A 24,272-nucleotide genomic window follows, 5' to 3' on the forward strand; every position below is an offset into this window, starting at 1 on the left:
GGTGATCGGAGGGGGAGGGATCACCGTCGTCCAGTCGACCACCGCACGAGGCGGCAGCCGGACCTACGCGCGCTTGCGGCGCGAGGCTCCCACTGCGACGAGGGCTCCGCCGGCCACCAGAGCTGCTGCTCCGCCGCCGAGGATCCACGGCGACACGTCTCCACCGGTCAGGGCCAGCTCGATGCCGCCCCCGGTGAGGGGAAGCTCGGAGCCCGCAGCCGCGACGCCGGGATCGTGGTCGCAGCTGGCCGCGGCATCGTGTCCGTGCGACACGGTGATGGTCGCGGTGTACGAGCGCGAGCCGTTGAAGGCGACCGCGTAGGAGCCTTCGCCGTCGGACGGCGGGCGGAACGTGAGCGTCATGCTCCCGTCAGCGGCAGCGGTGTTGCCCGAGATCGCCGCCTTCGCGGCGTTGTAGCCGGACACCGCCACGTTGACGTTCTCGGACGGAACGAAGTAGCCGGGACCAAACACGATCGTCGACGCTTCGCAGATGTCGATGATGGGGTCGCCGACCTTGGCGCCGGGAGGCGTCGGATAGGAATCGGACGACGCGACAGGTGCAGTCGGCGCAGCGGTGGCCACGGTTGGCGCGACGAAAACGAGCGCGCCGGCGGCAAGGCTGATGGCAGCCAGTTTCTTCAGCATGATTTCTCCCCAGAATTTCACGCGGAATCGCCTTTGGACACACCCCTGCATCCAACTGCGTGGCGTCTTCCTGCCCCCACGGCAGGATGACAGACGCCAGATATTCCCCAGTGAGTCGACGATACCCTATCGGGTGGCGAAAGTCACGAAGCGCATCGCAGCGGTTCCCGTGTCGTCTCGGGGGTGTCGATGAGGGGGGTGGGCAGCACCTCGGTGAGTCTCTGCCCTGCACCCGTGCCCTGGAACTCGACGGTGATCGTCGTCGACTCGCCAGGCGCGAGTGACACCTCGTGCTGAACCGCCGAGCGGTCGCCGATCATCGCGGTCTGAACGCCCTCTTCCGCTCCGTCGCGATCGATGTGCGAAGGCGTCGCTCCTTCCGGGCCGTACACGGCGATCAGGGTCCGCACCGCGCCGGCGGGCACCCCATAGAAGCCGTCGGCCGTGACGTAGGTGGGCAGCGAGGTGGCGGCGTCGGCGGGCGCGGTGTTGGTCCACGTCACGCGCACCTGGGTCGTCGGCTGGCCCTGGCAGGTGCCGACCGACGTCGAGAGGGACGCCCTGGTGTAGTAGTCCATCTTCCCGCCGGTCGTGTCGTTCATCAGCACGCCGACGTAGGTCGCATCGCCGGTGTCCGCGGGGATCGTGCCGCCGAGGTCGGAGTCGGCGAGCACGGCCTCCTCATCTTCGTGAGCACTCCAGATGCGGATGCGTCCTTCCGCCGCGGAGTCCGCGAGTGCTCCCAGCAGAGCTCGTGGCTCTGCGCCGGAGAGCGCAGCGCCGAACAACGCCCCTGCGGCCTGCGCGAAGATCTCATCCTGCACCGCGGGGTCGGGGACTGCGGCGTAGATCTGCGAGAGAAGGATGTCGGTGACGTTGTCGGAGCTCGCGGTGAAAGGTCCGAACGTGAGGTCGCCGGTGGCAGCGAGCAGGTGCTTCGCCACGACCGCGTCGACGGCGACGACACCGTCGACGGTTCCGCCGAATCGGCCCTGCCACCGGGTGGCGATCGCGGCACCTGCTTCGCGGAAGTCCGGGATGCTCGTGATGTTCTGCAGATAGCGACCTGGACGGTCCTCGAACAGGGCGGTCGTCGAGTCGCTGAGCGGCAGGGCCGTGTCGAGCGGGGGGAAGTCGCGAGTCGATGCCTGAGTCTGGAGGGTGATCCTTCCGTTCTCGGCGTGCAGCAGCGCGATCGCCCCGATGATTCCCCCCGAGGAGCGCAGTTCCGCATTGTTCTGCATCGCGAGCACGTAGGTACGAGGGCCTTCGCCGCCGAGCATGGTCGGCAGCAGCACGGCAGCACCGTGCAGCGAGCCGACCACCGTCGCGGCTTCGGTGACGGAGGAACGCATCGTGCGGATGGCATCGGCGAGCGGGGGGAGCGTCGCATCGGCGTCGATGCGACGTGCCTGCTGCTGCGCGGCCGTGAGCGCGGTCTCGGCGGTTCCCAGGGGGCCTGCGATCTCTGCGAACGGTGCGAGGTCGATGGAGCCGCCGGTGAAGCCGAGGCTCGCCAGATCGAAGTCCGCCGCCACGTCGAGGAGCGGCGTCAGCGCGTCGGATGACACGTCGTCGGCGATCTCGGCGATGTCGCTGACGGCACTGAAGTTGGGGCCGACCCATGGCAGTGCTCCGAACGCGTGCCAGACCGGGTCGGAGGTGAGGTCGTGCGCGGAGTCCGCATTGTGCGCGATGCTCCTGGCGAGGGGCTTGGCTGCGTCGAGGTCACCGGCCGCGATCGCCGCCTTCAGCTGCGCGCTGCCTTTGGCCACCTGCTGAAGATCGCTCACCGCGCCGAACCCTCGGATGGCGACCCAGCCGATCGCGACGACCAGAAGGGACAGAAGAACGCCGACGGTCCACCCGATCCATCGGCGTCGGACGGGAAGTCGACCATCGCTCACTCGAGCATTCAAGCACGAACCTCTGCTGCCGTGGTGGGCGGAAACTGTGCGAACGCTGACATTCGCGCGTCTCCGGCTGTGTGCTCCGCGGGGGAGCGGCATGGCGAGGATAGCCTGGGGCCATGGGTGCTCGGCTACGCGTTGTTCTGGATCAGCTCGCGAGCGTCGTCGATCCCGACCACGCCGAGGCAGCGGTCGGGCTGGTCGGCGGTCTGGTCGCCACGGCGCCGTCGGGATGCGCGGTCGATGCGATCGTCCCCGCAGGTGCTTCCGTGCCGGTGGCGGGGATCGCCGACGTGCGCACGCTCGCCATGGGCCGGCGTGAGCTCGCCGCGGCCTGGCAGCTCGGCATCGCCCCCGGTGTCGGCGGAGGGCTCATCCACTCGCCGACCCTGATGGCACCGCTCGTCCGACACGACCGGCTTCACGACAACGATCAGACGACCGTCACGGTGTGGGATCTGCGTGCCTGGGACGCTCCGGAGCAGTTGTCCAAGGGGAACGTCGCGTGGCAGCGCGGCATGCTCAGACGTGCCGTGAGACACGCCGACGCCGTGGTGGTGCCCTCTCATGCCGTCGCCGAGAGACTCGCCGAGCTCGCGAAGCTCGGCGACCGCATCCGCGTGATCGCAGGTGCACCGCCGCAGGGTTTCGGCGGTGCCGGCGAGGGAGCCGCTCCCCGCGGTGTACTGTCGCCTACCGGCGGGTATCTGGTGCTCACAGGGTCTGTCGCCGAAGCGGCGGAAGGCTTCCGCGGAGCGGTGGCGGCCGGTCTCGATGCCATCGTCATCGATGCACCGGAGGGATCCGAGCCCCGCTACGTGGAGGCGGCCTCCGCGTCGGGACTCCCGGAGCGCCGCGTGCATGTGCGAGGCGCCCTCTCGGCCGAAGACCGTGCTGGTGTCCTCGAGGGTGCCTCTGCGTATGTGGCCGCCGACGCCACGGCAGGGTGGCCCTGGCGTGCCGTGGAGGCGATGACGCTGGGACTGCCGGTCGTCGCCGTCGACAGCGGTTCGCATCGTGATGTCATCTCTGACGGCGGGCGGATCGTCCCCGTCGATGCGATCGCGGAGGCGGTCGAGGATGCGGCAGGCGGATCCGCCGAACGCCTCAAGGTGCTCGCGTCCGATCGGTCGCGAGCCTTCTCCTGGGCGAGTTCAGCCGAACGCCTCTGGGGACTGCACGCGGACCTCTGAATCAGGCTCGCATCAGTTCGACGGCGTCCTTGCTCGGACCGTCGAAGTGCACCTTCCCGCCCTTGAGCAGGATGCCGCGCTCGCAGAGATTCGACACCATGTTGAGGTCGTGGCTCACGACGACGAGGGTCTTCCCCTGCGCGTGCAGCTCTCGGACGCGGGCGAGGCACTTCTTCTGGAAAGGCTCGTCGCCCACCGAGAGGATCTCGTCGATGAGGAGCACATCCATCTCGGTGTGGATCGCCACGGAGAAGGCCAGGCGCAGGAACATCCCGGAGGAGTAGTGCTTGACCTCGGTGTCGATGAACTTCTCGATCTCGCTGAAGGCGACGATCTCGTCGTAGCGAGCCTCGGTCTCCTTCTTGCTCATGCCGAGAATCGCGGCATTCAGGAAGATGTTCTCCCTGCCGGATAGATCGGGGTGGAAGCCGGCGCCGACCTCGATGAGTCCGGCCACTCGACCACGCGTGAGGGCGGTGCCCGTGTCGGGCTCGAGCACTCCGGAGATCAGCTTGAGCATGGTCGACTTGCCGGAGCCGTTGAATCCGAGGAGCGCGACCGACTCGCCCTCGCCGATCTCGAACGACACTCCGTCGAGGGCGTGGAAGTTCGTCGTGAGCGGCTTACGGCGGATGGCAGCGAGGGCTGTCTCCTTGATCGAATGCGTGTGACGAAGCTTGAAGGTCTTGTGCACGTCGTCGATCACGACGCGGGGCAGCGTCTGCGTCAGGGGCTCAGAGATCTTGGGCAAAACGGCCCTCCAGTCGGCGGAAGACGAGCTGGCCGATGACCAGCGCGGCGAGAGACGTCACGAGGGCGATCAGCCCGTACATCCAGAGGTCGGGGAGAGGGGAGGCGTTGTCGGGGCCGAGGGGGAACCAGATGCCGTAGTGGAACAGCTCGACGGCCGCCGTGATCGGGTTCAGTCGGTAGAGAACGAAGAGCCACTCCGGTGCGACGCGGGCCACCTGCGTCCACTCGTACATGACGGGCGACGCCCAGATCGCGACCATGACGATGATCTCGACGAAGCTCTGCGCGTCGCGGAACGTGACGTTGATCGCGCCGAAGAACAGCCCGAGACCACTCGCCAGCACGGCGATGATCACCAGCGAGAGCACGATCGCGGCCACCGACGCCAGGGAAGGCGCCCACCCGAAGAAGAGGGAGATCCCCACGACGACGATGATCTGCGGAACCGTGTTGACGGCGGCGATCATCATGCTCGCGATGGGGAACATCTCACGGGGCAGATAGATCTTCTTGATGAGCGCCGCATTGTCGACGAGGGAGCGCGTGCCGTTCGAGAAGGCCTCGTTGAAGAAGGTGACGACCGTGATCCCCGACAGCAGATAGATCGGGAAGAACTCGACTCGATCGTTCAGACCGAGGAAGACGCCGATGGCGACGAAGAAGACGACGAACTGGACGAGCGGCTTCACGTACGACCAGAGCCAGCCGAAGATGGAGCCCCGGTACCTGATCTGCACTTCCTTCCGCACGATGAGCGAGAGGAGATAGCGCTGTCGGAAGACTTCGAGAAGTCCTCGATTCGCGCCGGGGGTCGTCAACCTCTGCGCCTCGAGCGTGCGAGCCTGTTGCACCGCGGATCCACCTTCCGTATGCGCCGACCGTCTCGCGCGCACCGGAGACAATCATACGAGTGACTCTGGGCGCTACCTGGCAACCAGGAGGGACCGGATGCCCGCCGTGGTGGCACAGCCGAGACCCAGGGTGACGCCTGGTGTCGCTGATAGGCTCGCCGAGGTCTGTGCGTCCGTCGATCCGAAAGCAACAGGTACTCGTGACACTTCTCCAAGCTCTCGATCAACCCGCCCTCTTTCGCTTCTCGGACGAGCGGACGGGAACGGAATTCTCCTTGCGGGAGCGTCGTCTGCTGGTGGGGGCGCTGAACTTCCACGCCCTGATGGCGCCGGAGCGGGAACTCCGCGTGCATCTCTACGACGGCACGCGTGAGACGCCGCCGCGGCTCACGGATGACAGCACCTTCGACGGCATGTCGCGGTTCAACAGGCATCGTCTGACGACTTTCGATGTCGTCAGCACGGTCGCACCGGAGAACCGCACGATTCTCCCTTCCGAGGCCGTGTCCGCCGCACTCACGGCTTCGCACACACGGCACCTGCACGTCTCGGCCGACGTGGTGTTGGAGTCCGATCCCTATCAGATGCCGCGCCAGGACCTTATCGGCCGTGTCGCACGGCAGGTGAAGGCCCGGGCGCCCCTCTTCTACGACGACCTCCGCGATCTGTCGCTTCTCCGGTTCCGTCGCCAGCTGCACACGCCGGTGCAGCGCCGTCAGTACGCATCGGAGTTCCGTCCGGGCGAACTCCATGAGGACGACGTCATCGTCCCTGCCGCGCAGACGCCCGCCGGCGCGCAGAAGGCCGTGATCATCGGTCTGCACTGGTTCCAGCTCGGAGGGGCAGAGCTCTGGGCCTTCGAAACCGTCCGACTCGTGCGCGAGGCCGGCTTCCTGCCCATCGTCCTGACGAACCGTGACTCCCATCAGCCGTGGATCACGAGGCCGGAACTCGACGGCGCGCTGCTCATCCCGTTCTCCGAGCCCACGGTCGAATCGCAGACTCCCGGTATCGAGCCGCTGCTGCGAGCTCTGCTGCGCACGTTCGACGTGCGCGGCGTCGTGATCCACCACAACCAGTGGCTGTATGACCGCATCGCGTGGATCGCCGCCTCCCGGCCGGGCATCCCGATCATCGACAGCACTCACATCGTCGAGTACCGAGGGGGCGGATATCCGCTCAGCAGCGCGATCGCGGCCGAGTCCCTGACGAAGCACCATGTCATATCTCCCAGCCTCGCGCGCTGGATGACCGAGGTGCAGGGCATCCCCTCCGAGAAGGTCGTGATGGCTCCGCTGGGCGGACTCACGGTCAAGCCGAAGGATGCCGTCTTCCGGTCCAGGGCTGAGGGGGAGACCTTCACCATCGCTTTCGTCGGCCGGCTGGCAAGACAGAAGGCACCGGAGGTCTTCGTCGCGATGGCCGCTCGCCTCAAGAGCCAGGGCTATTCGGTGCGGTACATCCTTCACGGCGACGGCGAGCTCGCCGGGTGGGTGGACGACATCATCGCCGCAGCGGACATGACCGATGACATCGTCCGTCGCACCTCTCTGACGCCGGTCTCCGAGACGCTCGACGAAGCGCACGTCCTCGTGGTCTCGTCCCACAACGAGGGGCTCACGCTGACGACGCTGGAGGCGATCGCGCACGGTGTGCCCGTCGTCTCGACAGATGTCGGCGCTCAGCGCGACATCATCCCCGCTCCCGCTCTCGTGCCACGTTTCGCACACCGTGCGGCACGGCGACTCGCAGATGCCGTCGCGCCGCTCATCGGCGACGAGAAGGCCAGGGAGTCGCTCTGGCGCAAGGAGCGCAAGGCGGAGAAGAAGCTGCTGTCGCAGCCGTCCGCGAGTTCATGGTTCAAGGAAGAGGTGAGCTCGTGGTGAGCGTCGCAGCGGTGGTCGTCACATTCAATCGGCTGGAGAAGCTCAAGACGGTCCTCGCCTCCATCGCCGCGCAGACGCACCCGGTGGAGACGCTGTTCGTGATCGACAACGCCTCGACCGACGGCACCGCTGAGTACCTGGCGGGCCTCGAGCTCCCGGTGCCCGTCGAGGTCGTCACCATGGCGACCAACTCGGGAGGAGCCGGAGGATTCACCGAGGGTATGCGCCGGGGGTACGCTTCCGGTGCCGATCACGTCTGGATCATGGACGACGACTGCTACCCGAAGCCGGATGCGCTCGCCGCATTGATCGCAGGATTCGATGGTGCCGTGTCGGAGCTCGGCCCCGACGTGCCGTTCGCCTGCTCGGTCGTGGAGTTCACGGACGGCAGCATCTGCGAGATGAACAATCCCGTTCCGACGTGGGACTGGGGACGGCTCCTGGTCAAGGGCCAGCAGAACGTGATGGTCACCGCGTGCTCGTTCGTCTCCGTGCTGATCCCGCGGTGGGCGATCGCCGAATACGGCTTCCCTTACGCGGAGTACTTCATCTGGTTCGACGACCGTGAGTACACGTTGCGTCTGACCGCCCGCTGCCCCGGAGTGCAGGTGCTCGACAGCTCGGTGATCCATGACATGGGCGACAACCGCGGCGTGAACTTCGCGATGGTCGACCGGAAGAGCCTGTGGAAGTTCGCCTACGGCGTGCGCAACGAAGCGTCGTGGCAGCTGCACCACCGCGGACTCCTGCATTTCCTCGAGTTCGGCGCCCGGCTGTTCGTCAGCCTGCACCGCGGAAAGGTCTCCCTCGACCTTCGCGCTCGCCTCCTCGGCAAGTGGCTGCAGGGGATCACCTTCAACCCCAAGGTGCGGTATCCCGAGGCGGAAGACGCGTGAGCTGGCTGGGGGCGGCGCCTGTCATCCTCATCTCGGTAGCCCTTCTCTTCCTCCCCGGATACCTCGTCGCCAGGGCTCTCTCGCTGCGAGGGCTCTGGGCGTGGGGCGTCGCCGCTCCGGCGTCGGTGAGCGTCATCGTGCTCGCGTCGCTGGGGTCAGGCCTGCTCGGTATCCCGTGGTCGGTGCTCCCGGTGCTCGTCACCGCACTCGGCCTGGCGATCGTCGCGTACCTCGTCGCCCGATTCACCCGCGCCCGTGGGTCGGTGGGCAAGGTCTCGCGCCGCACGGCCATGATCGCGGCGTCGTTCGTGGTCGCGGCGATCCTGTTCGGACTTCAGATCGCGCTCGTGGTGGGCGCACCGGAGAACATCTCCCAGACGTTCGACAACGTCTTCCACCTGAATGCCGTCCGGTACATCCTCGACACTGAGAACGCCTCTCCGATGAGCGTGGGCGGCATGACGAGTGCACCAGGAGCGTCGGCGTTCTATCCGGCAGCCTGGCACTCGATCGTCGCGCTCGTCGTCCAGCTCACCGGCACGACCATCATGGTCGCCACGAACGCGGTGACGATCGCGACCGCCGCCGTGGTGTGGCCCGCCACGGTCGCGCTCCTCACGGTGGTGCTCTTCGGGAGGCGACTGACGATCGTCGTCGGCGCAGTCCTGCTGAGCGGGCTCCTCCCGGCGTTCCCGCTGCTGATGCTCGATTACGGTGTGCTCTATCCCTACCTGCTCGGCGTGAGTCTCGTGCCGGCGGCGCTCGCTGCCGTCATCCAGCTCGTGCGGCTCCACGGCGATGATGATCGGATTCCGGACGCCGTACTCGTCCTGCTCGTGCTCGGACTGATCCCCGGTATCGCCGTCGCGCACCCTGGGGCGCTCGTCGCGCTGATCATCCTCTCCATGATCGCGGTCTCCCTCGCCTTCATCGGATTCCTCCGCACCCGTCCGGAGCGTCGCCGGGTGATCATCACCTCGATCGGGTTCGGCGTGCTCGCTCTCGTGAGCTTCATCGCGTGGCGTGTGCTGCGTCCGCCGCTCGAAGCGCGCGGCTGGCCGACAGAGCAGACCATCAGCCAGGCGCTCGGTCAGGCACTCACCCTCTCCCCGCGCTACCAGCTGATCCCTCTGCTGATGGCGGTGCTGTTCGTCGTCGGCGTGGTCGTCGTCGCGAAGCGTCGGCAACGCGCGGACGTCGTCGCCCTCGCCCTCATGCTCGCCGTCACCGTGCTCTTCGTGGTCGCCAGCGCGATGCCGTTCCAGCCGTTGCGCGACCTCATGACGGCGGCCTGGTACAACAACGCTCCGCGCCTGGCGGCGCTTCTGCCCATCATGGCGGTACCGCTCGCGGCGGTCGGGGCTGCATGGGTGCTGGCCTGGGTGCGTCTGAAAGTGGGAGCCCCGTCTGTGCGGCGGTCCGTCGTCGTCGGGATGTCCGTGGGGGCCGTGGTGCTCCTCGCCGGCCAGGCGCTGGCGATGGCGCAGGCGATGACCGCCGCTGCCGTGGCATACCGATACACCGAGACATCGCCTCTCATCTCGACGGATGAGCGCGCTCTGCTGGAGCGGCTTCCCGATGAGGTGCCCGACGACGCGCTCATCATCGGCTCCCCGTGGACAGGGACCGGGATGGCTTACGCCTATGCCGACCGCGAGGTCGTCATGCCGCACATCCTGATGGGGATGAGCCCCGACGAGCAGGAGATCATGGACGAGCTCTCCCGGCGCGGATCGGAAGCGCAGGTCTGCGACGCGGTCGAGCGGTCAGGGGTCGACTATGTGCTCGACTTCGGCTCGCAGGAGATCCACGGCGACGAGCATCGTTATCGTGGTCTCGAGCGACTCGGGCGATCCGATCTGGTCACCGAGATCGACGCCGAAGGTGACGCCGTCCTCTACCAGATCACCGGCTGCGACTGACGTCCCCCTGCGGCTGAGCGTCCAGAAGCGCGGCGTAGACACCTCTGAGCCTGTCGCGGAACGCGTCGAGACCGTACACGGACACGGCCCAGGCCCTGGCCGCGATCGCCGTGTCCTCGCCGGCTCCCCGCAGCGCACTGATCACGGCGTCTGCGAAGGCGTCGGGATCGTCGACGACCGCGTGGAGGAGGTCTGCCCCCTCGATTCCCTCCGCACCGACGGAAGTCGTCACAGCCGGGATGCCCCACATCATCGCGTCGATCGTCTTGAACTTCACTCCGGCGCCGTTGAGCAGCGGCACGACGCAGACATCGGCATCGGAATACACGTCGTCGAAGGAATCGACGGCTCCGGTCACCTCGACTCCATCGGAGCGGGACGCTGCCGCGCGAAGTGCCGCGCTCGGATTCGCCCCGACGATCCGGAAGCGGGCATCGGGTAGCGTCTCGGATACACGCGGCCAGACGGCGGACAGGAACCAGCGCGCAGCTTCGTCGTTGTCCGGCCTGTTCATCGCGCCGGTGAAGACGACCGTCGTGTTCCGGCGACCCCGCTGACGAGCGGGAGGCACGGGGAAACCGGGATGGACCACCACCGGCGCGGACGAGGGCGAGAGCTCGCGGACCAGGGCGGCGTCCTTCTCGCTGAACGTGATCACGGCATCCACGTCGTCGAACGAGCGACGCTCACGGCGCCTGCTCGCCCGAGCGGCGGCCGAGAACGCCATCTTCTTCAGCGGGTTCGTCGCCTGCTCGGCTGCGCGGTCCCAGCGCTGCGTGATGACATCGTGAGCGATGATGACGGTCTTCGCTCCGGGAGCCAGACGGCGCACGGTGCGGGTGAGGCTCGACATCTCCGACCACTGGTACTCGACGATGTCTGCTGCGGACAGGACCACACGCGAAGGCGCGTCGTTCGCCAGCGCACGGCGGAACCACGGGTGCGCGCTGCTTCCCGTGACGACGGACTGAAGATCGGCGAGGGGCTTGCCGGCGTCCGTCGACAGGAGGCTCCTGCTCTGCAGCAGCCGGTAGTCCAGGTCGGGCTCGGTCGCGGACGCATCGCGGTTCAGGCGTGTCGATGGGGCGACGACGTGGATCGTGAACATGTCGCGGAGCGCTCGATAGTGCTGCAGTGCGTATTGGCCTCCCGCATGACGGATACCCTCGAAGGGCAGGTACTTCGAGACGCTGACCAGGGATGGGCGAGCGGGCGGATCGGACGGTCTGGACATGTTAGCTAGCCTAGGCGTCGTTGCCTTCAGGCGACTGAAGGAGGAATCACGCCAATGAGCGACTATGCCGCGCTGGTCATCGGATATCGACGCCCAGACCTGGTCAGGGACGTGCTCGCGCGCTTGGACTCTCAGGAGGCGCCGTGCGCTCAGGTCATCATCGTGGACAACGGCGGCGATCTGCCTGATGACGTGCTGACGGATGTGAACGGGAGACCACCTGTGATGATCCGACGGGGTGACAACCCCGGGTACGGGGCAGCCGTCAACCTGGCTCTCGACGTGTGTGAGCAGCGAGGGATCGAGAATCTGCTCGTGCTGACGCATGATGCCTGGTTCGAGGAGGACCTCAGCGCGCGCCTGCTCGATGCCTTCGATCGTCTTCCGGACGTGGGCGCGGTCGCGCCGACCCTGTACTGGGTGTCCAGGCCCGATGTCGTGTTCTCCGCGGGTGGAGTCCTCACCAAGGGCGGGCGTGCCTATCACCATGTGACCGCCCCCGCCTCCGGATCCCGCGATGTCGACTGGGTCGACGGTGCGGTCGTGATGTACCGCACCCGTGCGCTCCGCGAGATCGGCGGCATGGAGGAGATGTACTTCCTGTACTTCGAGGATGTCGATACGGGGTGGGCGCTCAGAAGGCACGGCTGGCGGACCGTGGTGCTCGATGTGCGCGCCGCGCAGGAGCCCGGAGCCCATCCGCTGCGACTCGGGGTCCGGAACATGGCGCTGTTCGCGCGCAAGGCCGGGCTCGGCAGGGTGCGCAGCTCGCTCGCGCTCGGTCGTCGGGCGGCGGAGGAGCTCATCGTCGGATGGCGCAGGACAGGACGGGTGCCGGTGGGGGATGCCTTGGCCGGTTGGCGAGATGCCAGGGCCGGCCGCACCGGGAAGATCGATGACTGAGCCCGGCCGTGTGACGATCGACGTCATGCTGCCCTACTACAGTCACCCGGATTCGGCGTGGGAGGCGATCCGGTCGGTCCTCGAGCAGACGAGCGACTCCTGGCGGCTCGTCTGTGTCGACGACGCGTACCCCGGTGATCCGATCCGAGAGCGTCTCGAAGCGCTCGGCGACCCGCGAGTGGTGTACGTCAGGAACGAGCAGAACCTCGGGTTGGCGAAGAACTTCAACCGCTGTCTCGATCTGGTCGAAGCGCCCTACTTCGTGATGATGGGGGATGACGACCGGATGCATCCGGACTACATCGGCGTGATGTCACGGCTCATCGCCGACAATCCCGGGGTGGACGTGTTCCAGCCGGGAGTGAGCGTCATCGATGAGTCGGGCCGACACGTTCTGCCCCTTGCGGATCGCGTGAAGCGCTGGGTACGGCCGCGGGTGGGGGAGGGCGGCCGGATCCTCGACGCTCGGCACATGGCGGAGAGCCTGATCCGAGCGGACTGGGCGTACTTTCCGTCGATCGTCTGGAAGAGCGAGGTGGCGCGCGCCCACGGTTTCGATGATCACTGGGCGGTCGCGCTCGATCTCGGGCTTCTCCTGGACATCGCACTGGACGGCGGGTCGATGCTGGTGACCGACGACGTGGTCTTCGACTATCGCAGGCACATGAGCTCCGTGTCGTCGGTCACGGCCGCGTCGGGCAGCCGCTTCGAGCAGGAAGCCGCGTTCTTCGACGAGTACGCCGCGCGGATGAAGGCCAACGGCTGGGCGCGGGCGGCCAGGATCGGTCGGCGACGGTGCATCTCCCGACTCAACGCCGCGAGCGAGATGGTCGCTGCGCTCGCAGGTGGAGACCTCGCTCGGGCTCGACGCCTGTTCCTGGCCGCGGTCAGGCCCAGCGGCGCAGTGAGGCGCTGACGGTCAGCTTCGCGGACCGCCGTCGAGCTCCTCCAGTCGAGCTTCGAGCGCGCTCAACCGATGCTGGACCTCGATGATGTGCGTCTCGGCGAGACCCGCCTCCTCGGCGAGGACTCTGATCTCCTCCTCCGATGTCGACAGCTCCCACGAGAGATGGAGGGCGACACCGAGCAGGAGCAGGATGGCGAGCAGGAAGAAGAGGTTCGCAGGCAGCTCGACTCCGAGCACCCCCGTGAGCCAGAAGAGCAACTGCGGGAACACCGATGCGACGAGGGCGGCGACGCCGATCAGGAGCCACAGCACCGCGTACTTCTCGCGGAGGCGCCGTGTCAACAGCATCCAGAGGATGAACGACAGCAGAGCGATGGACAGCACGAGTGCGCCGAGAACAACCATGGGGTGCCTTCCTACGCTGACACGACGGGGGACGGGGCGGAGGAGCGTCGGATCGGACGTCGGACGATGGCCAAGGTCAGGGCGAAGACCGATCGCAGCAGGTAGACGGATGCCGAGAGCGGCCCCTGGCTGGGCTTTCCGTGCAGGCGCGGACGCATCGCGACCGGAACCTGGGTGACCGTCAGCCCTGCGTGCACTGCTGCGACGAGGGAGTCGAGCGTGTCGCCGAGGTACTCCGCGGGGTAGTAGGTGATGTACTGGGCGATCGCCCGGCGGTTGGCTGCGCGGAAGCCGCTCGTCACGTCGGTCAGCGTGGCGCCGGAGACGCGGGACACCGTCCGTGCGAGCACGCGCATCGCCCACCGGCGAGGACCCCGGGCGACGTAGTCGCCGACCTCGGCGAATCGCGCGCCGATGGAGATGTCGGCGTGCTCGAGCCCTGCGAGCACGCGATCGATGTCCTGCGGGTTGTGCTGGCCGTCGGCATCGACCTGGATGACGCGGCTGTAGCCGTGACGCGCGGCGTACAGGAACCCCGCACGCATCGCGCCGCCGACGCCCAGGTTGAACGGCAGCCGCACCACGCGTGCACCCGCGGCATCGGCGACCGCGCCCGTCGCGTCGGTGGACCCGTCATCGATGACCAGCACGTCGTACGTGGGGCATGCAGCGGTGATCTCGCGGACCGTCGTCGGGATGTTCTGCGCTTCGTTCCAGGCGGGGACGATGATCAGCGTGGTTTCTGGCATGATGTCTGAGCCTACCAAGCCGACCCTGACGGCGACCCTAGGCGGTCGGAGCGCCGACAGGCATCACCGGCGCGAGTCTGGCGGGGATGGTCGCGATCGTCGGCGCCTTTCCGCCGCCGATCCTCAGCAGGGCCTCGTAGGTCGTGATGTGCGAGAGCTGCGAGCCGTTCCACCGGAAGACCCTGCCGTCGCCGGCGAACTGCACGACGGTTCCCGAGGGGATCATCGGCTTGGTGACGCCGAGCACGCCCACGGTGGCGTCCTTCCACCCGACCAGGCGGATGGTGCCTCCCGAGAGGGTGACCAGGTCCGAGTACGACGAGACGTACTGCAGCTGGCCGTCGAGCAGACGGTACACCTCGCCCCGTTCGTCGGTGCGGATGAAGAACGGCTGGGCGGTCGGCGTGTTGTTCGGGGTGAACGCGGCGCAGTCCGCGGCCGTGAGGGCCGTGGTGGTGAATCGTGTCGCCGGGATGTTGCCGGAGATCCGCTGCAGGCCGGCGCTCGAGATGACATACGGCGCCGCGTCGCACGTGACGAACGGAGACAGCGTCGTGGCCGCGGGGGCGTAACCGGTGAGCGCCCCGGACGGGAGCACGGTGACCGCGGTCGACGTGCCGAACGCCGCGCCGAGTTCGAGGCTGGGGGTGTGGATGAGCGTCGTGCCCGCTGTCGCGAGGTACACGGCCGGCTTGTCGACCTCGCGCACCATCGACCGCGGCATGAGGACAACGCGCCCCTGCGGGAACTTCGCCGCCGCGCTCGGATCCATCGAGGCCACGTAGCCGAGCTTGCCCCCGGAGAGGTATCGCCAGGTCTCGACGCTGGGGACATATCTCTTCTGTCCGTTGTCGAGCGAGTAGATCTGGGTGTCGACGCCGACGTGGAAGAGGCTCCCGACATCCTCGCCGCGGGGGAACGCGTCGATGATCGCGGGCGCGAGATTCACGTAGGAATTGAAGGCGTAGCCGAAATCGAGGATCTGCTTCTCGCTGCCGAACCGGTGGCGGGTGCCGTCGGGATCGATCAGATAGAGGATCCCCTCACGGGCGTCGTGCACGTAGCGGGAGATCTGCGAACCCAGGGGGATGGTCTTGAGGTAGGAGGCCGGTACCTGGCTCACGGCACCGAGCTTCGCGGAGAACGCTCGCAGGTCCTCAGCCGTCTTGATGTGGAAGCGGTATCCGCCGGACAGCAGATACACCTCGGGGCCGTCGCCGCGCACGATCACGGAGGTGACGCGCTGCGTGCTGCCGAACCAGTCGGTGAAGTACTGGTAGAAGTTCCGGTTGCCGTAGGCAGAGCATCCGTCTCCCTCTCCGTAGCCGGCGTTGAGCGCGGCGCGGTTCGGCTGGTACGGCGTGTAGTAGTACAGCGCTGCCGTCGCGGTGTTCTCGATGTACACCGGTGCGGAACCGCAGTTCCGCTTGGGCTCCGGGTGGTACAGGATGTTCCACGTGCGGCCGGGAGCGTAGTAGGTGAACCAGCGGCCCTCGGCATAGATCTTCATCTGCCTGGCCGCGCCGTAGACCTGGTAGAAGAACCCGGAGTACGCGGGGTCACATCCTGCGGTGTCGGGGCAGCCCTGACCCATCGCGATGTTGAAGCGGCCCGCCGGTGGGTAGCTGTCGGTGACCAGCCCCTGCTCCTTCTGCAGCATCACGATGAGCACCTGCGGGTTGATGCCGCACGACTTGGAGACCTTGTCGATGATGGTCGCCGCCGATTCGTTGCCGGCACCGGCGTAGCCGTTGCAGTAGGCGTCGGCGGGACGGGTCGGGGTGTTCTGCCGGTAGTCCTTGAGGCAGACGTAGCCCGCGCGGCAGCTGGAGACCTTGCTCCGCAGGAATGAGTCGATCTGCCCGGCATTCATCGTCACGGCGTTGAAGAACACCGCGTCGGCGATGATGTTCCCCGGGCGGAACAGGGACAGGTCCGCGGTCTTGACGATGTCGGTCGCTTCGGGTGCGGATGCCGCGGCGCCGGCGGCGGGATCACCCCCTCCGGCAGCGGTCGCAGGGCTCGCGAGAAGCAGGGAGGCAGCAAAGACGACTGCGGCTGTACTCGCGATGAGGGCGCGCAGGCGTGGGGAAACTGAGCTGGTCACTTGCCTAGTGTGACGGAAAGATACAGATGATGCCACTGTGATTGAAGTGGCGCAAGCGAATCCTCCCACCGCGCTCCCCGCCGGGATGTGGCACGATATGGGGGTGAAAGGCATTATTCTCGCTGGCGGCTCCGGAACTCGACTGCACCCGATCACGATCGGAATCTCGAAGCAGCTGATCCCGGTGTACGACAAGCCGATGGTCTACTACCCGCTGTCCACTCTGATGCTCGCGGGTATCAAGGACATCCTGATCATCACGACACCGCACGATGCGGAGCAGTTCGAGCGTCTCCTCGGGGACGGCTCGCAGTTCGGCGTCAACCTGACATTCGCGCAGCAGCCCTCTCCGGACGGGCTGGCCCAGGCTTTCGTGATCGGTGCCGACTTCATCGGCGATGACAAGGTCGCGCTGGTCCTCGGAGACAATCTCCTCTACGGTCCTGGTCTCGGCACGCAGCTCAAGCGGTACACCGATGTCGAGGGCGGCGCGGTGTTCGCGTACTGGGTGGCGGAGCCGAACGCCTACGGCGTCGTGGAGTTCGACGCCGACGGTCGTGCGGTCTCCCTGGAGGAGAAGCCGGCGCAGCCGAAGAGCAACTACGCCGTACCCGGCCTCTATTTCTACGACAACGACGTCGTCGAGATCGCCCGCTCGCTCGAACCCAGCCCACGCGGGGAGTACGAGATCACCGACGTCAACCGTGCCTACCTCGAGCGCGGCGCGCTCCAGGTCGAGGTCCTGCCCCGCGGCACCGCATGGTTGGACACCGGCACGTTCGACCAGATGTCCGACGCCGGCGACTACGTGCGCACCATGGAGCGTCGCACCGGGCTCCGCATCGGTGTGCCGGAGGAGGTCGCATGGCGTCAGGGCTTCCTCGACGATGACGAACTCCGCGAGCGCGCAGAGAAGCTCGTCAAGTCCGGTTACGGCACTTACCTCCTCGAGACCCTGGAAAGAGGTCGTTGATGTCGAACATCCTCGTCACCGGCGGCGCCGGTTTCATCGGCTCCAACTTCGTGCACTACGCCGTCGAGAACACCGACCACACGGTCACGGTGCTCGACGCCCTCACCTACGCGGGCAACCGGGCCTCGCTCGAGGGTCTGCCCGATGACCGTGTCCGTTTCGTGCACGGCGACATCACCGACGCCGAGCTGGTGGACACGCTCACCGCCCAAGCCGATGCCGTGGTGCACTACGCCGCAGAGTCCCACAACGACAACTCGCTGCACAGCCCTCGTCCCTTCCTGGACACCAACATCATCGGCACGTACACGCTCCTCGAAGCCGCGCGCCGGCACGAGAAGCGCTTCCACCACATCTCGACCGACGAGGTGTACGGAGACCTCGAGCTCGACGATCCGGAGCGCTTCACGGAGCAGACGCCGTACAACCCGTCGTCGCCGTATTCATCGACGAAGGCCGGCAGCGACCTGCTGGTCCGGGCGTGGGTCCGCTCCTTCGGCGTCCAGGCGACGATCTCGAACTGCTCGAACAACTACGGCCCGTACCAGCACGTCGAGAAGTTCATCCCGCGACAGATCACGAACGTGATCCGCGGCATCCGTCCGAAGCTCTACGGCGCCGGCGAGAACGTGCGCGACTGGATCCACGCGAACGACCATTCGTCTGCGGTGCTCACCATCCTCGAGAAGGGGCGGATCGGCGAGACGTACCTCATCGGGGCCGACGGCGAGCGCAACAACAAGGAGGTCGTCGAGCTGATCCTCGAGGAGATGGGTCAGCCGCGCGACGCCTACGACCACGTCACCGACCGTGCCGGCCACGACCTGCGGTACGCGATCGACTCGACGAAGCTCCGCACAGAGCTGGGCTGGTCTCCGGAGTACGCCGACTTCGAATCCGGTCTCGCGGCGACCATCCAGTGGTACCGCGACAACGAGGCATGGTGGGCGCCGTCGAAGGACTCCACCGAGGCCTTCTACGCGACGAAGGGACAGTAGGCGTCGTGAGCGACATCGAGTTCGGCAAGAAGCTCGGCCGGGCGGAGACCGGGATCCCCGGGCTGGTGATCTTCGACCTGCCAGTGCACGGTGATTCGCGCGGGTGGTTCAAGGAGAACTGGCAGCGCGAGAAGATGACAGCGCTCGGCCTGCCCGATTTCGGGCCGGTGCAGAACAACGTGTCCTTCAACGACGCCGTCGGCACCACGCGGGGCATCCACGCCGAGCCGTGGGACAAGTGGGTCTCGGTCGCCACGGGGCGGATCTTCGGCGCGTGGGTCGACCTGCGCGAGGGGCCGACTTTCGGTGCGGTCTTCACGGCCGAGCTCGACCCGTCCAGGGCGATCTTCGTTCCGCGCGGCGTCGGGAACTCGTACCAGACACTCGAGCCCGACACGGCGTACACCTACCTGGTGAACGATCACTGGTCGCCCGACGCGTCATACTCCTTCCTCAATCTCGCCGACGAGACCGCCGCGATCGCGTGGCCGATCCCGCTCTCGGAGGCCGAGGTCTCGGAGAAGGACCTCGCACACCCCCGCCTGGCGGACGTGTCGCCCATCGCTCCGCGTCGCACGCTCGTGATCGGCGCATCCGGTCAGCTCGGCTCGGCGCTGCGCGAGGAGTTCGACGGTGTGGAGAACGTCGAGTGGACGACGCGCGCCGAGATCGACCTCGGCGCGGCCGACCTGGGATCAGCGCGCCGGTGGCGCGACTACGACACCATCATCAACGCCGCCGCGTACACCGCGGTCGACCGTGCCGAGACCACGGAAGGACGCCGGGACGCGTGGGCGGTCAACGCCGCGGGACCCGCGGCGTTGGCTCGCATCGCCGCGGAGTACGGCATCACGCTCGTGCATGTCTCCAGCGACTACGTCTTCGACGGGTGGGGGGAGCGCCCGTACCGTGAAGACGATGCCGTCTGCCCGCTCGGCGTCTACGGACAGTCGAAGGCAGCGGGTGACATCGCCGTGGCCACGGCTCCGCTGCACTACATCATCCGGACATCCTGGGTGATCGGTGCAGGCAACAACTTCGTGAGGACGATGGCCTCGCTCGCCGAGAAGGGCATCGATCCGACCGTCGTCGACGACCAGCACGGTCGGCTGACCTTCGCCTCGCAGATCGCCGAGCTGATCCGCCACCTGCTCGCCGTGCGCCCCGCGCCCGGCGTGTACAACCTGACGTCGGCAGGCGACGCGGTGACCTGGGCGGACGTCGCGCGGCGTGTGTACCAGCTGACGGGCCACGACCCGTCCCGCGTCACGGGTGTCTCCACGGAGCAGTACTTCGCTTCGGCATCCGGTCCGATCGCTCCTCGGCCGCGCAACAGCGAACTCGATCTGACGCGTGTGCGTGCGGCCGGCTTCGACCCTCGCACGGGCGACGATCTGCTGCAGGAGTATCTCGGTTCGTGAGCGCTCCGCTGCCCACGGCGGCACCGCCGTCGGCCGCCCCTCGTGAGCGTGTGTTCCGCACCGACATCCAGGCTCTGCGTGCAGTCGCCATCGGGCTCGTCGTCCTGAACCACCTCTGGCCGACGCGCATCACCGGCGGCTATGTCGGCGTCGATGTCTTCTTCGTGATCTCGGGGTTCCTCATCACCGGGCACCTCGTGGGGGAGATGACACGGACCGGCGGGGTGCGGCTCGGCGCCTTCTATGCTCGCCGCATCCGCCGCCTGCTCCCGGCGGCGTTCGTCGTGCTCGCCGTCTCCCTCGTGCTGCTGATCGCGTTCCTCCCCTATCCTCGGTGGGCGCGCAACGCCTGGGAGATCGCCGCGAGCGCCGGTTACGTCGAGAACTGGTATCTCGCGGCGATGTCGGTGAACTACTCGGCACTCAACGACGCGGCGAGCATGGTGCAGCATTATTGGTCGCTCTCGGTCGAGGAGCAGTTCTACATCGTGTGGCCCCTGCTGCTGCTCGCGGCCCTGGCCGCCTCGGCGCGCCTCGGCCGAAGGTCTTCTCGGCCAGGGGGTGGCGAGCGGAGCGCCTCGAGAGCGCTGCTGCTCGTCGTCGCGACTGTCGGCGTGCTTTCGCTGGGCGCGAGCATCGTTTACACGATCCTCGCCCCGTCCCAGGCATACTTCGCGACCTTCACCCGGGGCTGGGAGTTCGCGGTCGGCGGCGCCGTCGCGCTGCTCGGTGCACGACTGCGGCTCCCGCGTATCGTCGCCCAGATCGTGAGCATCCTCGGCTTCGTGCTGATCGCCTTCTCGGCGTTCGCGTACGATTACACGACGTCCTTCCCCGGGTACGCGGCCCTGGTTCCCGTGCTGGGCACCGCTGCCGTCATCGTCGCGGGCACGTCGTACTCGCGGCTCTGGCACGCGAGAGTGACGGCGTTGCCACCCGTCCAGTGGGTCGGAGGGATCTCGTACTCGCTCTACCTCTGGCACTGGCCGCTGATCGTCGCCGCTCCGTTCGTGATCGGCGCGGAAGCCAGCACGCTCTCCAAAGTGGGCGTCCTCGCGATCTCGATCGTCCTCGCGGCCCTCACGAAGACCTTCGTCGAGGACAGGGGGCAGAAGTGGCGCTACTGGCGCACGTCGACCCGCAGAGCAGTCGGTCTCATGCTGGTCGGCATGGTCGTGATCGGCGCCCTCGTCGCCGGCGTGCTCGCCTGGTACCAGACGCGCGTGGATGCCGACCGACCTCCGGTCGAGGTCGTCGCATCGTCGTGCGAGGGTCCGCTGGCGATGGCCCCTGGGGCGGACTGCGCTGACGCGTTCGGTCCGGCGGAGTACTCGGTGATGACCTCGAAGAACGAGTACTTCTTCACGCCGCCGGAATGTGGGACGTTCCTGCCGATCCTCACATACGGAGAGAAGCAGACGACGTTGGAGTGCGACTTCTCGGGAGGCGCTTCCGACCCGAAGCAGGTCTGGCTGGTCGGCGACTCGCACGCACAGCAGTGGCAGGGGGCCATCTTCGACATCGCCAGGGAGAACAACTGGATCGTCACGACGAGCTATCTCGGCGGGTGTCCGGTGGCCGATGTCGACTTCCTCGGGTTCCGCGGTCCGTGGGGGCAGGCGGAAGCCGATCGATGCAACACCTGGTCGGACGACCTCGCCGCGACGATCCGCACGGCGAAGCCTGATCTGGTGGTCACCGCGATGGCGGCACGACAGGATCTGGTGGACGACGGCAGCGGAGCGTCCGCTTTCGAGCAGATGAGTGCGGGCCTGATCGACTATTGGACGGCGTGGGCCGACGAGGGGATCGACGTCCTGGCGATCGCGGATCCGCCGTACAACGGGGAGGTGCGCGGCGTGGACTGCGTGCTGCTGAACTCCACGGACCCTGTGGCCTGCGCGCGTCCCCGGGCGGACGCGCAGCCGGCAGACCCCGTCCTGATGGCCGGCGCCGCTGAGCGCTCGGACTCGATCACGGTGCTGGATCTGACGGATCGCTTCTGCGATGCGGAGCGATGCTATGCCGTGATCGGCGGTGTCCCCGTCTACTACGACGCCGATCACCTGAACCTGGAATACGTGCGGATGCTCGCTCCCGAGATCTCGGCGACGATCGGGAAGATCCTGTCCGATGGATGAGGACCCGGACTCGACAGAGGGATGAGGCCCCCGCTGGGCGAGCCGTCCAGCCGACCTCGGTAGGATCGTCTGGCCCGTTGCCGGCGGATGTCTCCGCTGGTCCGGTTCACCCGCCACCCCTACAGGAGCACTTGATGCCGCATCGCATAGTCGCCGTGATCCCGGTGTTCCGTGCACCCGAGAGTCTGCCGAGCACGATCGAGTCGATCCTGCGGCAGGTCGATTCCGTCGTGGTCGTCGATGACGGCTCCCGATCCGTCGACACCATCACGTTCCCGGAGCGGACCGAGGTCATCTCCGCCGAGGAGAACCGCGGTATCGCGACCGCTTTGAACACGGCGATCAGCCGGGCGCGCGAGATCGGGGCGACGCACATCCTCACGCTCGACCAGGACTCCGCTCTGGCCGACGGGCATGTCGAGCGTCTGTTGACCCGCATCGACGCAGCAGAGGCGCAGGGCGTGAACGTCGCGGCCGCCGTGCCTGGCGTCGTCGGAGGAGCGCCGGTGCTGAACGACCCGACCGGTGGCCCGTTCGATCCGATCCAATCCGGGCAACTGCTCCCGGTCGGTGCGTTCGAGGCGATCGGCGAGTTCCGCACGGACCTGTTCATCGACGCGGTCGACTCCGAGTTCACCGTGCGCGCACGCGAGGCCGGTTACCGGTTCCTCGTCGATGAGGGACTCGCGATGGAGCACGCTCTGGGGGAGGCTGTGCCGCTCTCGGTGTTCGGACGGCCGCTGGTCATCCTCGGAAAGCAGCGGCACGTGCTGTACCACGCTCCGTGGCGGACCTACTACATGGTGCGCAACAGCGTGTGGCTGTCGCGGCAGTACGGCGCGGACCACCGGGGGTGGATGAGGCGTCGCAATCGCAAGATGGCGGAGATGGTGCTGTGGGGGAGCGTCCTCGCCCCGGACCGGGTCGCGCAGCTGCGCGCCGTCCGTGCCGGCTGGCGTGATGGCAGGCGCGGCACGCTCGGTCGCATCCGGCCCGACGTGCTCGGTCGGCTCGGTCGGCGAGCGTGAGCCGGCTGGGAGCGCTGCTTCGACACGACCTGCTGCGCCGGAGCGCGCTGTTCTCGGTCTCGATCGTCGCGTCCACGGTGGTGGGCATCGTCTCGATCCCGCTGCTGATCAGCACGATCGGCACCGACGAGTGGGCGCGTCTGTTCGTGCTCCAGATCATCGGCCAGTTCGCATCGATCTTCGTCGCGTTCGGGTGGGGTGCGACGGGCCCCAGCACCGTTTCCGCGCTCCCCGCGAGCAGCCGACGGCAGTTCCTCGCCGATTCGGTCGTCGCCCGAGTGCTCCTGTTCCTCATCGTCGGTCCGCTCGCCGTGATCCTGGGCATCGTGCTCGGCGCGGATCCGCTCGCGGCCGTGCTCGCCACGATCGCCTATGCCATCCCCGGAATCGGGGCCGCGTGGTACTTCATCGGGACCAACAGGCCCGTGGCGATGCTCGTGTTCGACGCGCTGCCTGCCGTCCTGGGACAGGTCGCCGCGCTGGTCGCCGTGGTGATCGCGCCGACGTTGACCTCCTACCTCTACTGCGTCGCGTTCGCGACCGTCGCAGGCGTCGTCGGCGGTCTTCTCTTCGCACTGCGCAAGCGCGACGGAGTGCGCCTCCACCGCACGAGGGTGAAGGAGCTCGGATCGACGATGCGCGCACAGATCCCCGGGCTCGCGACGGTGCTCTTCGGCAACCTCTCGACCATGCTCCCGGTGCTCCTCGTCGACGTCTACATGAAGCCCGTCCTGCCCATCTTCGCCGCCGTCGACAAGCTGTACCGGTACGGCGTGCTCGTGCTCGCCCCCATCCTCCAGGCCGTGCAGGGGTGGGTGCCGGAAGCAGGACCGGAGCAGACCCGTCTGCGCGCAAGGGGCTCGCTGTGGGTGGGCCTGGCCGTGGGGCTGTTCGGCGGCGCATGCTTCGCGTTCCTGGCAACCCCGATCTCCATCCCCTTGACGGTGGGGAAGGCCGTCATCCCGTTCGAGATCGCGCTCATCGCGGGGATCGGCTTCGCGGGGGAGTGCGTCGCGCAGATCGTGGGTCTCGCCGGGCTCGTCGCCCTCCACAAGGAGAGAGAGCTCGCGAAGTCATCGGTCGTCGCCGCCGTCATCAGCCTCCCGCTCATGATTCCTGCCGTGCTGCTGTGGGGTCTCATCGGGATCGTCGGTGTGATCGCGGCATCCGCCGTGCTCGTCGCGACCTATCGCACGACCGTGCTGCTGCGAGCGAGCAGCGCCCGCCACCTCGCCTCGGAGACACCGCCGACCGATCATTGAGGACGTCGCGACCACTCTCCGTCGTCGCGACGTTAGGCTGGGTGCGGCTACGGTCTCCCCGAACAGACCGCGGCGCCCGTTCGCC

The 24,272-nt window shown here is 67.3% G+C and carries 20 protein-coding genes; 12 read left to right on the top strand and 8 right to left on the bottom strand.

The genetic code is table 11. From position 1 onward, the window contains the following. Window positions 1-63 precede the first annotated feature (63 nt). Both HDC31_RS06385 and HDC31_RS06390 read right to left on the bottom strand, forming a co-directional pair. Entirely contained in the window at window positions 64-648 is a 585-nt protein-coding gene (locus HDC31_RS06385; protein ID WP_046749531.1) for a hypothetical protein, read from the bottom strand. A gap of 143 nt (window positions 649-791) precedes the next feature. Beyond that, entirely contained in the window at window positions 792-2,555 is a 1,764-nt protein-coding gene (locus HDC31_RS06390) for a DUF4012 domain-containing protein (RefSeq protein WP_179515921.1), read from the bottom strand. A 122-nt stretch (window positions 2,556-2,677) separates the two neighbouring features. On the opposite strand from HDC31_RS06390, the gene HDC31_RS06395 reads away from it, so the two are divergent. Beyond that, a complete protein-coding gene (locus tag HDC31_RS06395; RefSeq protein ID WP_179515922.1) occupies window positions 2,678-3,751 on the top strand; it encodes a glycosyltransferase in 1,074 nt (357 codons plus the stop codon). 1 nt (window position 3,752) lies between these two features. On the opposite strand, the gene HDC31_RS06400 is transcribed toward HDC31_RS06395, so the two are convergent. Together HDC31_RS06400 and HDC31_RS06405 are read right to left on the bottom strand one after the other, a co-directional pair. Then, window positions 3,753-4,493, bottom strand: a complete 741-nt coding sequence (locus tag HDC31_RS06400) for an ABC transporter ATP-binding protein (protein WP_371861874.1) — start codon at window positions 4,491-4,493, stop codon at window positions 3,753-3,755. After that, window positions 4,486-5,322, bottom strand: coding sequence for an ABC transporter permease (locus HDC31_RS06405; protein WP_218867324.1), 837 nt, complete (start codon window positions 5,320-5,322; stop codon window positions 4,486-4,488). Before HDC31_RS06405 ends, HDC31_RS06400 begins: the two co-directional genes overlap by 8 nt. Window positions 5,323-5,630: 308 nt before the next feature. Between HDC31_RS06405 and HDC31_RS06410 the strand changes: the two genes are divergently transcribed. Genes HDC31_RS06410 through HDC31_RS06420 form a run of 3 tightly spaced genes read left to right on the top strand, consistent with a single transcriptional unit; the run spans window position 5,631 to window position 10,059 of the window. Continuing rightward, complete coding sequence (locus tag HDC31_RS06410) at window positions 5,631-7,241, top strand: glycosyltransferase (RefSeq protein ID WP_147251161.1); 1,611 nt, start codon at window positions 5,631-5,633, stop codon at window positions 7,239-7,241. After that, window positions 7,238-8,137 (top strand): glycosyltransferase family 2 protein, encoded by a 900-nt coding sequence (locus HDC31_RS06415; protein WP_230977845.1) that lies wholly within the window; start codon window positions 7,238-7,240, stop codon window positions 8,135-8,137. Before HDC31_RS06410 ends, HDC31_RS06415 begins: the two co-directional genes overlap by 4 nt. After that, a complete protein-coding gene (locus tag HDC31_RS06420) occupies window positions 8,134-10,059 on the top strand; it encodes a DUF6541 family protein (RefSeq protein ID WP_179515923.1) in 1,926 nt (641 codons plus the stop codon). The genes HDC31_RS06415 and HDC31_RS06420 overlap by 4 nt, the downstream gene beginning before the upstream one ends. Here HDC31_RS06420 and HDC31_RS06425 read toward each other — a convergent pair. Continuing rightward, window positions 10,043-11,293 (bottom strand): glycosyltransferase, encoded by a 1,251-nt coding sequence (locus tag HDC31_RS06425; protein WP_113680197.1) that lies wholly within the window; start codon window positions 11,291-11,293, stop codon window positions 10,043-10,045. The genes HDC31_RS06420 and HDC31_RS06425 overlap by 17 nt on opposite strands. Before the next feature lie 54 nt (window positions 11,294-11,347). On the opposite strand from HDC31_RS06425, the gene HDC31_RS06430 reads away from it, so the two are divergent. Continuing rightward, window positions 11,348-12,196, top strand: a complete 849-nt coding sequence (locus HDC31_RS06430) for a glycosyltransferase (protein ID WP_061015324.1) — start codon at window positions 11,348-11,350, stop codon at window positions 12,194-12,196. Beyond that, window positions 12,189-13,112, top strand: a complete 924-nt coding sequence (locus HDC31_RS06435) for a glycosyltransferase family 2 protein (RefSeq protein ID WP_218867326.1) — start codon at window positions 12,189-12,191, stop codon at window positions 13,110-13,112. The genes HDC31_RS06430 and HDC31_RS06435 overlap by 8 nt, the downstream gene beginning before the upstream one ends. A gap of 3 nt (window positions 13,113-13,115) precedes the next feature. Here the strand turns inward: HDC31_RS06435 and HDC31_RS06440 are convergent, their stop codons facing one another. From HDC31_RS06440 to HDC31_RS06450, 3 genes are read right to left on the bottom strand one after another with little or no spacing between them, the layout of a single operon-like run. After that, complete coding sequence (locus HDC31_RS06440; protein WP_061015322.1) at window positions 13,116-13,508, bottom strand: DUF2304 domain-containing protein; 393 nt, start codon at window positions 13,506-13,508, stop codon at window positions 13,116-13,118. An 11-nt stretch (window positions 13,509-13,519) separates the two neighbouring features. Beyond that, complete coding sequence (locus HDC31_RS06445) at window positions 13,520-14,257, bottom strand: glycosyltransferase family 2 protein (RefSeq protein ID WP_058632609.1); 738 nt, start codon at window positions 14,255-14,257, stop codon at window positions 13,520-13,522. 37 nt (window positions 14,258-14,294) lie between these two features. Then, window positions 14,295-16,364 carry a hypothetical protein gene (locus tag HDC31_RS06450; protein ID WP_179515924.1) on the bottom strand — a complete coding sequence of 690 codons (2,070 nt, stop codon included), beginning with the start codon at window positions 16,362-16,364 and terminating at the stop codon, window positions 14,295-14,297. A gap of 103 nt (window positions 16,365-16,467) precedes the next feature. Between HDC31_RS06450 and rfbA the strand changes: the two genes are divergently transcribed. From rfbA to HDC31_RS06480, 6 genes are all read left to right on the top strand, one after another. Next, complete coding sequence (rfbA, locus tag HDC31_RS06455; protein WP_058632643.1) at window positions 16,468-17,337, top strand: glucose-1-phosphate thymidylyltransferase RfbA; 870 nt, start codon at window positions 16,468-16,470, stop codon at window positions 17,335-17,337. Then, window positions 17,337-18,335: a dTDP-glucose 4,6-dehydratase gene (gene rfbB / locus HDC31_RS06460; protein ID WP_113680196.1), complete on the top strand. Its 999-nt coding sequence runs from the start codon at window positions 17,337-17,339 to the stop codon at window positions 18,333-18,335. Before rfbA ends, rfbB begins: the two co-directional genes overlap by 1 nt. Before the next feature lie 5 nt (window positions 18,336-18,340). After that, entirely contained in the window at window positions 18,341-19,756 is a 1,416-nt protein-coding gene (locus HDC31_RS06465) for a bifunctional dTDP-4-dehydrorhamnose 3,5-epimerase family protein/NAD(P)-dependent oxidoreductase (RefSeq protein ID WP_230977849.1), read from the top strand. After that, window positions 19,753-21,897: an acyltransferase family protein gene (locus HDC31_RS06470; RefSeq protein ID WP_179515925.1), complete on the top strand. Its 2,145-nt coding sequence runs from the start codon at window positions 19,753-19,755 to the stop codon at window positions 21,895-21,897. Before HDC31_RS06465 ends, HDC31_RS06470 begins: the two co-directional genes overlap by 4 nt. A 134-nt stretch (window positions 21,898-22,031) precedes the next feature. Continuing rightward, the gene (locus tag HDC31_RS06475; protein WP_170224315.1) at window positions 22,032-22,925 is read left to right on the top strand and encodes a glycosyltransferase; all 894 of its coding nucleotides are present in this window, start codon (window positions 22,032-22,034) and stop codon (window positions 22,923-22,925) included. Next, window positions 22,922-24,187 carry a lipopolysaccharide biosynthesis protein gene (locus tag HDC31_RS06480; RefSeq protein ID WP_179515926.1) on the top strand — a complete coding sequence of 422 codons (1,266 nt, stop codon included), beginning with the start codon at window positions 22,922-22,924 and terminating at the stop codon, window positions 24,185-24,187. The genes HDC31_RS06475 and HDC31_RS06480 overlap by 4 nt, the downstream gene beginning before the upstream one ends. The last annotated feature ends 85 nt before the right edge of the window (window positions 24,188-24,272 follow it).

This window comes from Microbacterium sp. JAI119, from assembly GCF_013410135.1.
Classification (GTDB): Bacteria; Actinomycetota; Actinomycetes; order Actinomycetales; family Microbacteriaceae; genus Microbacterium; species Microbacterium oxydans.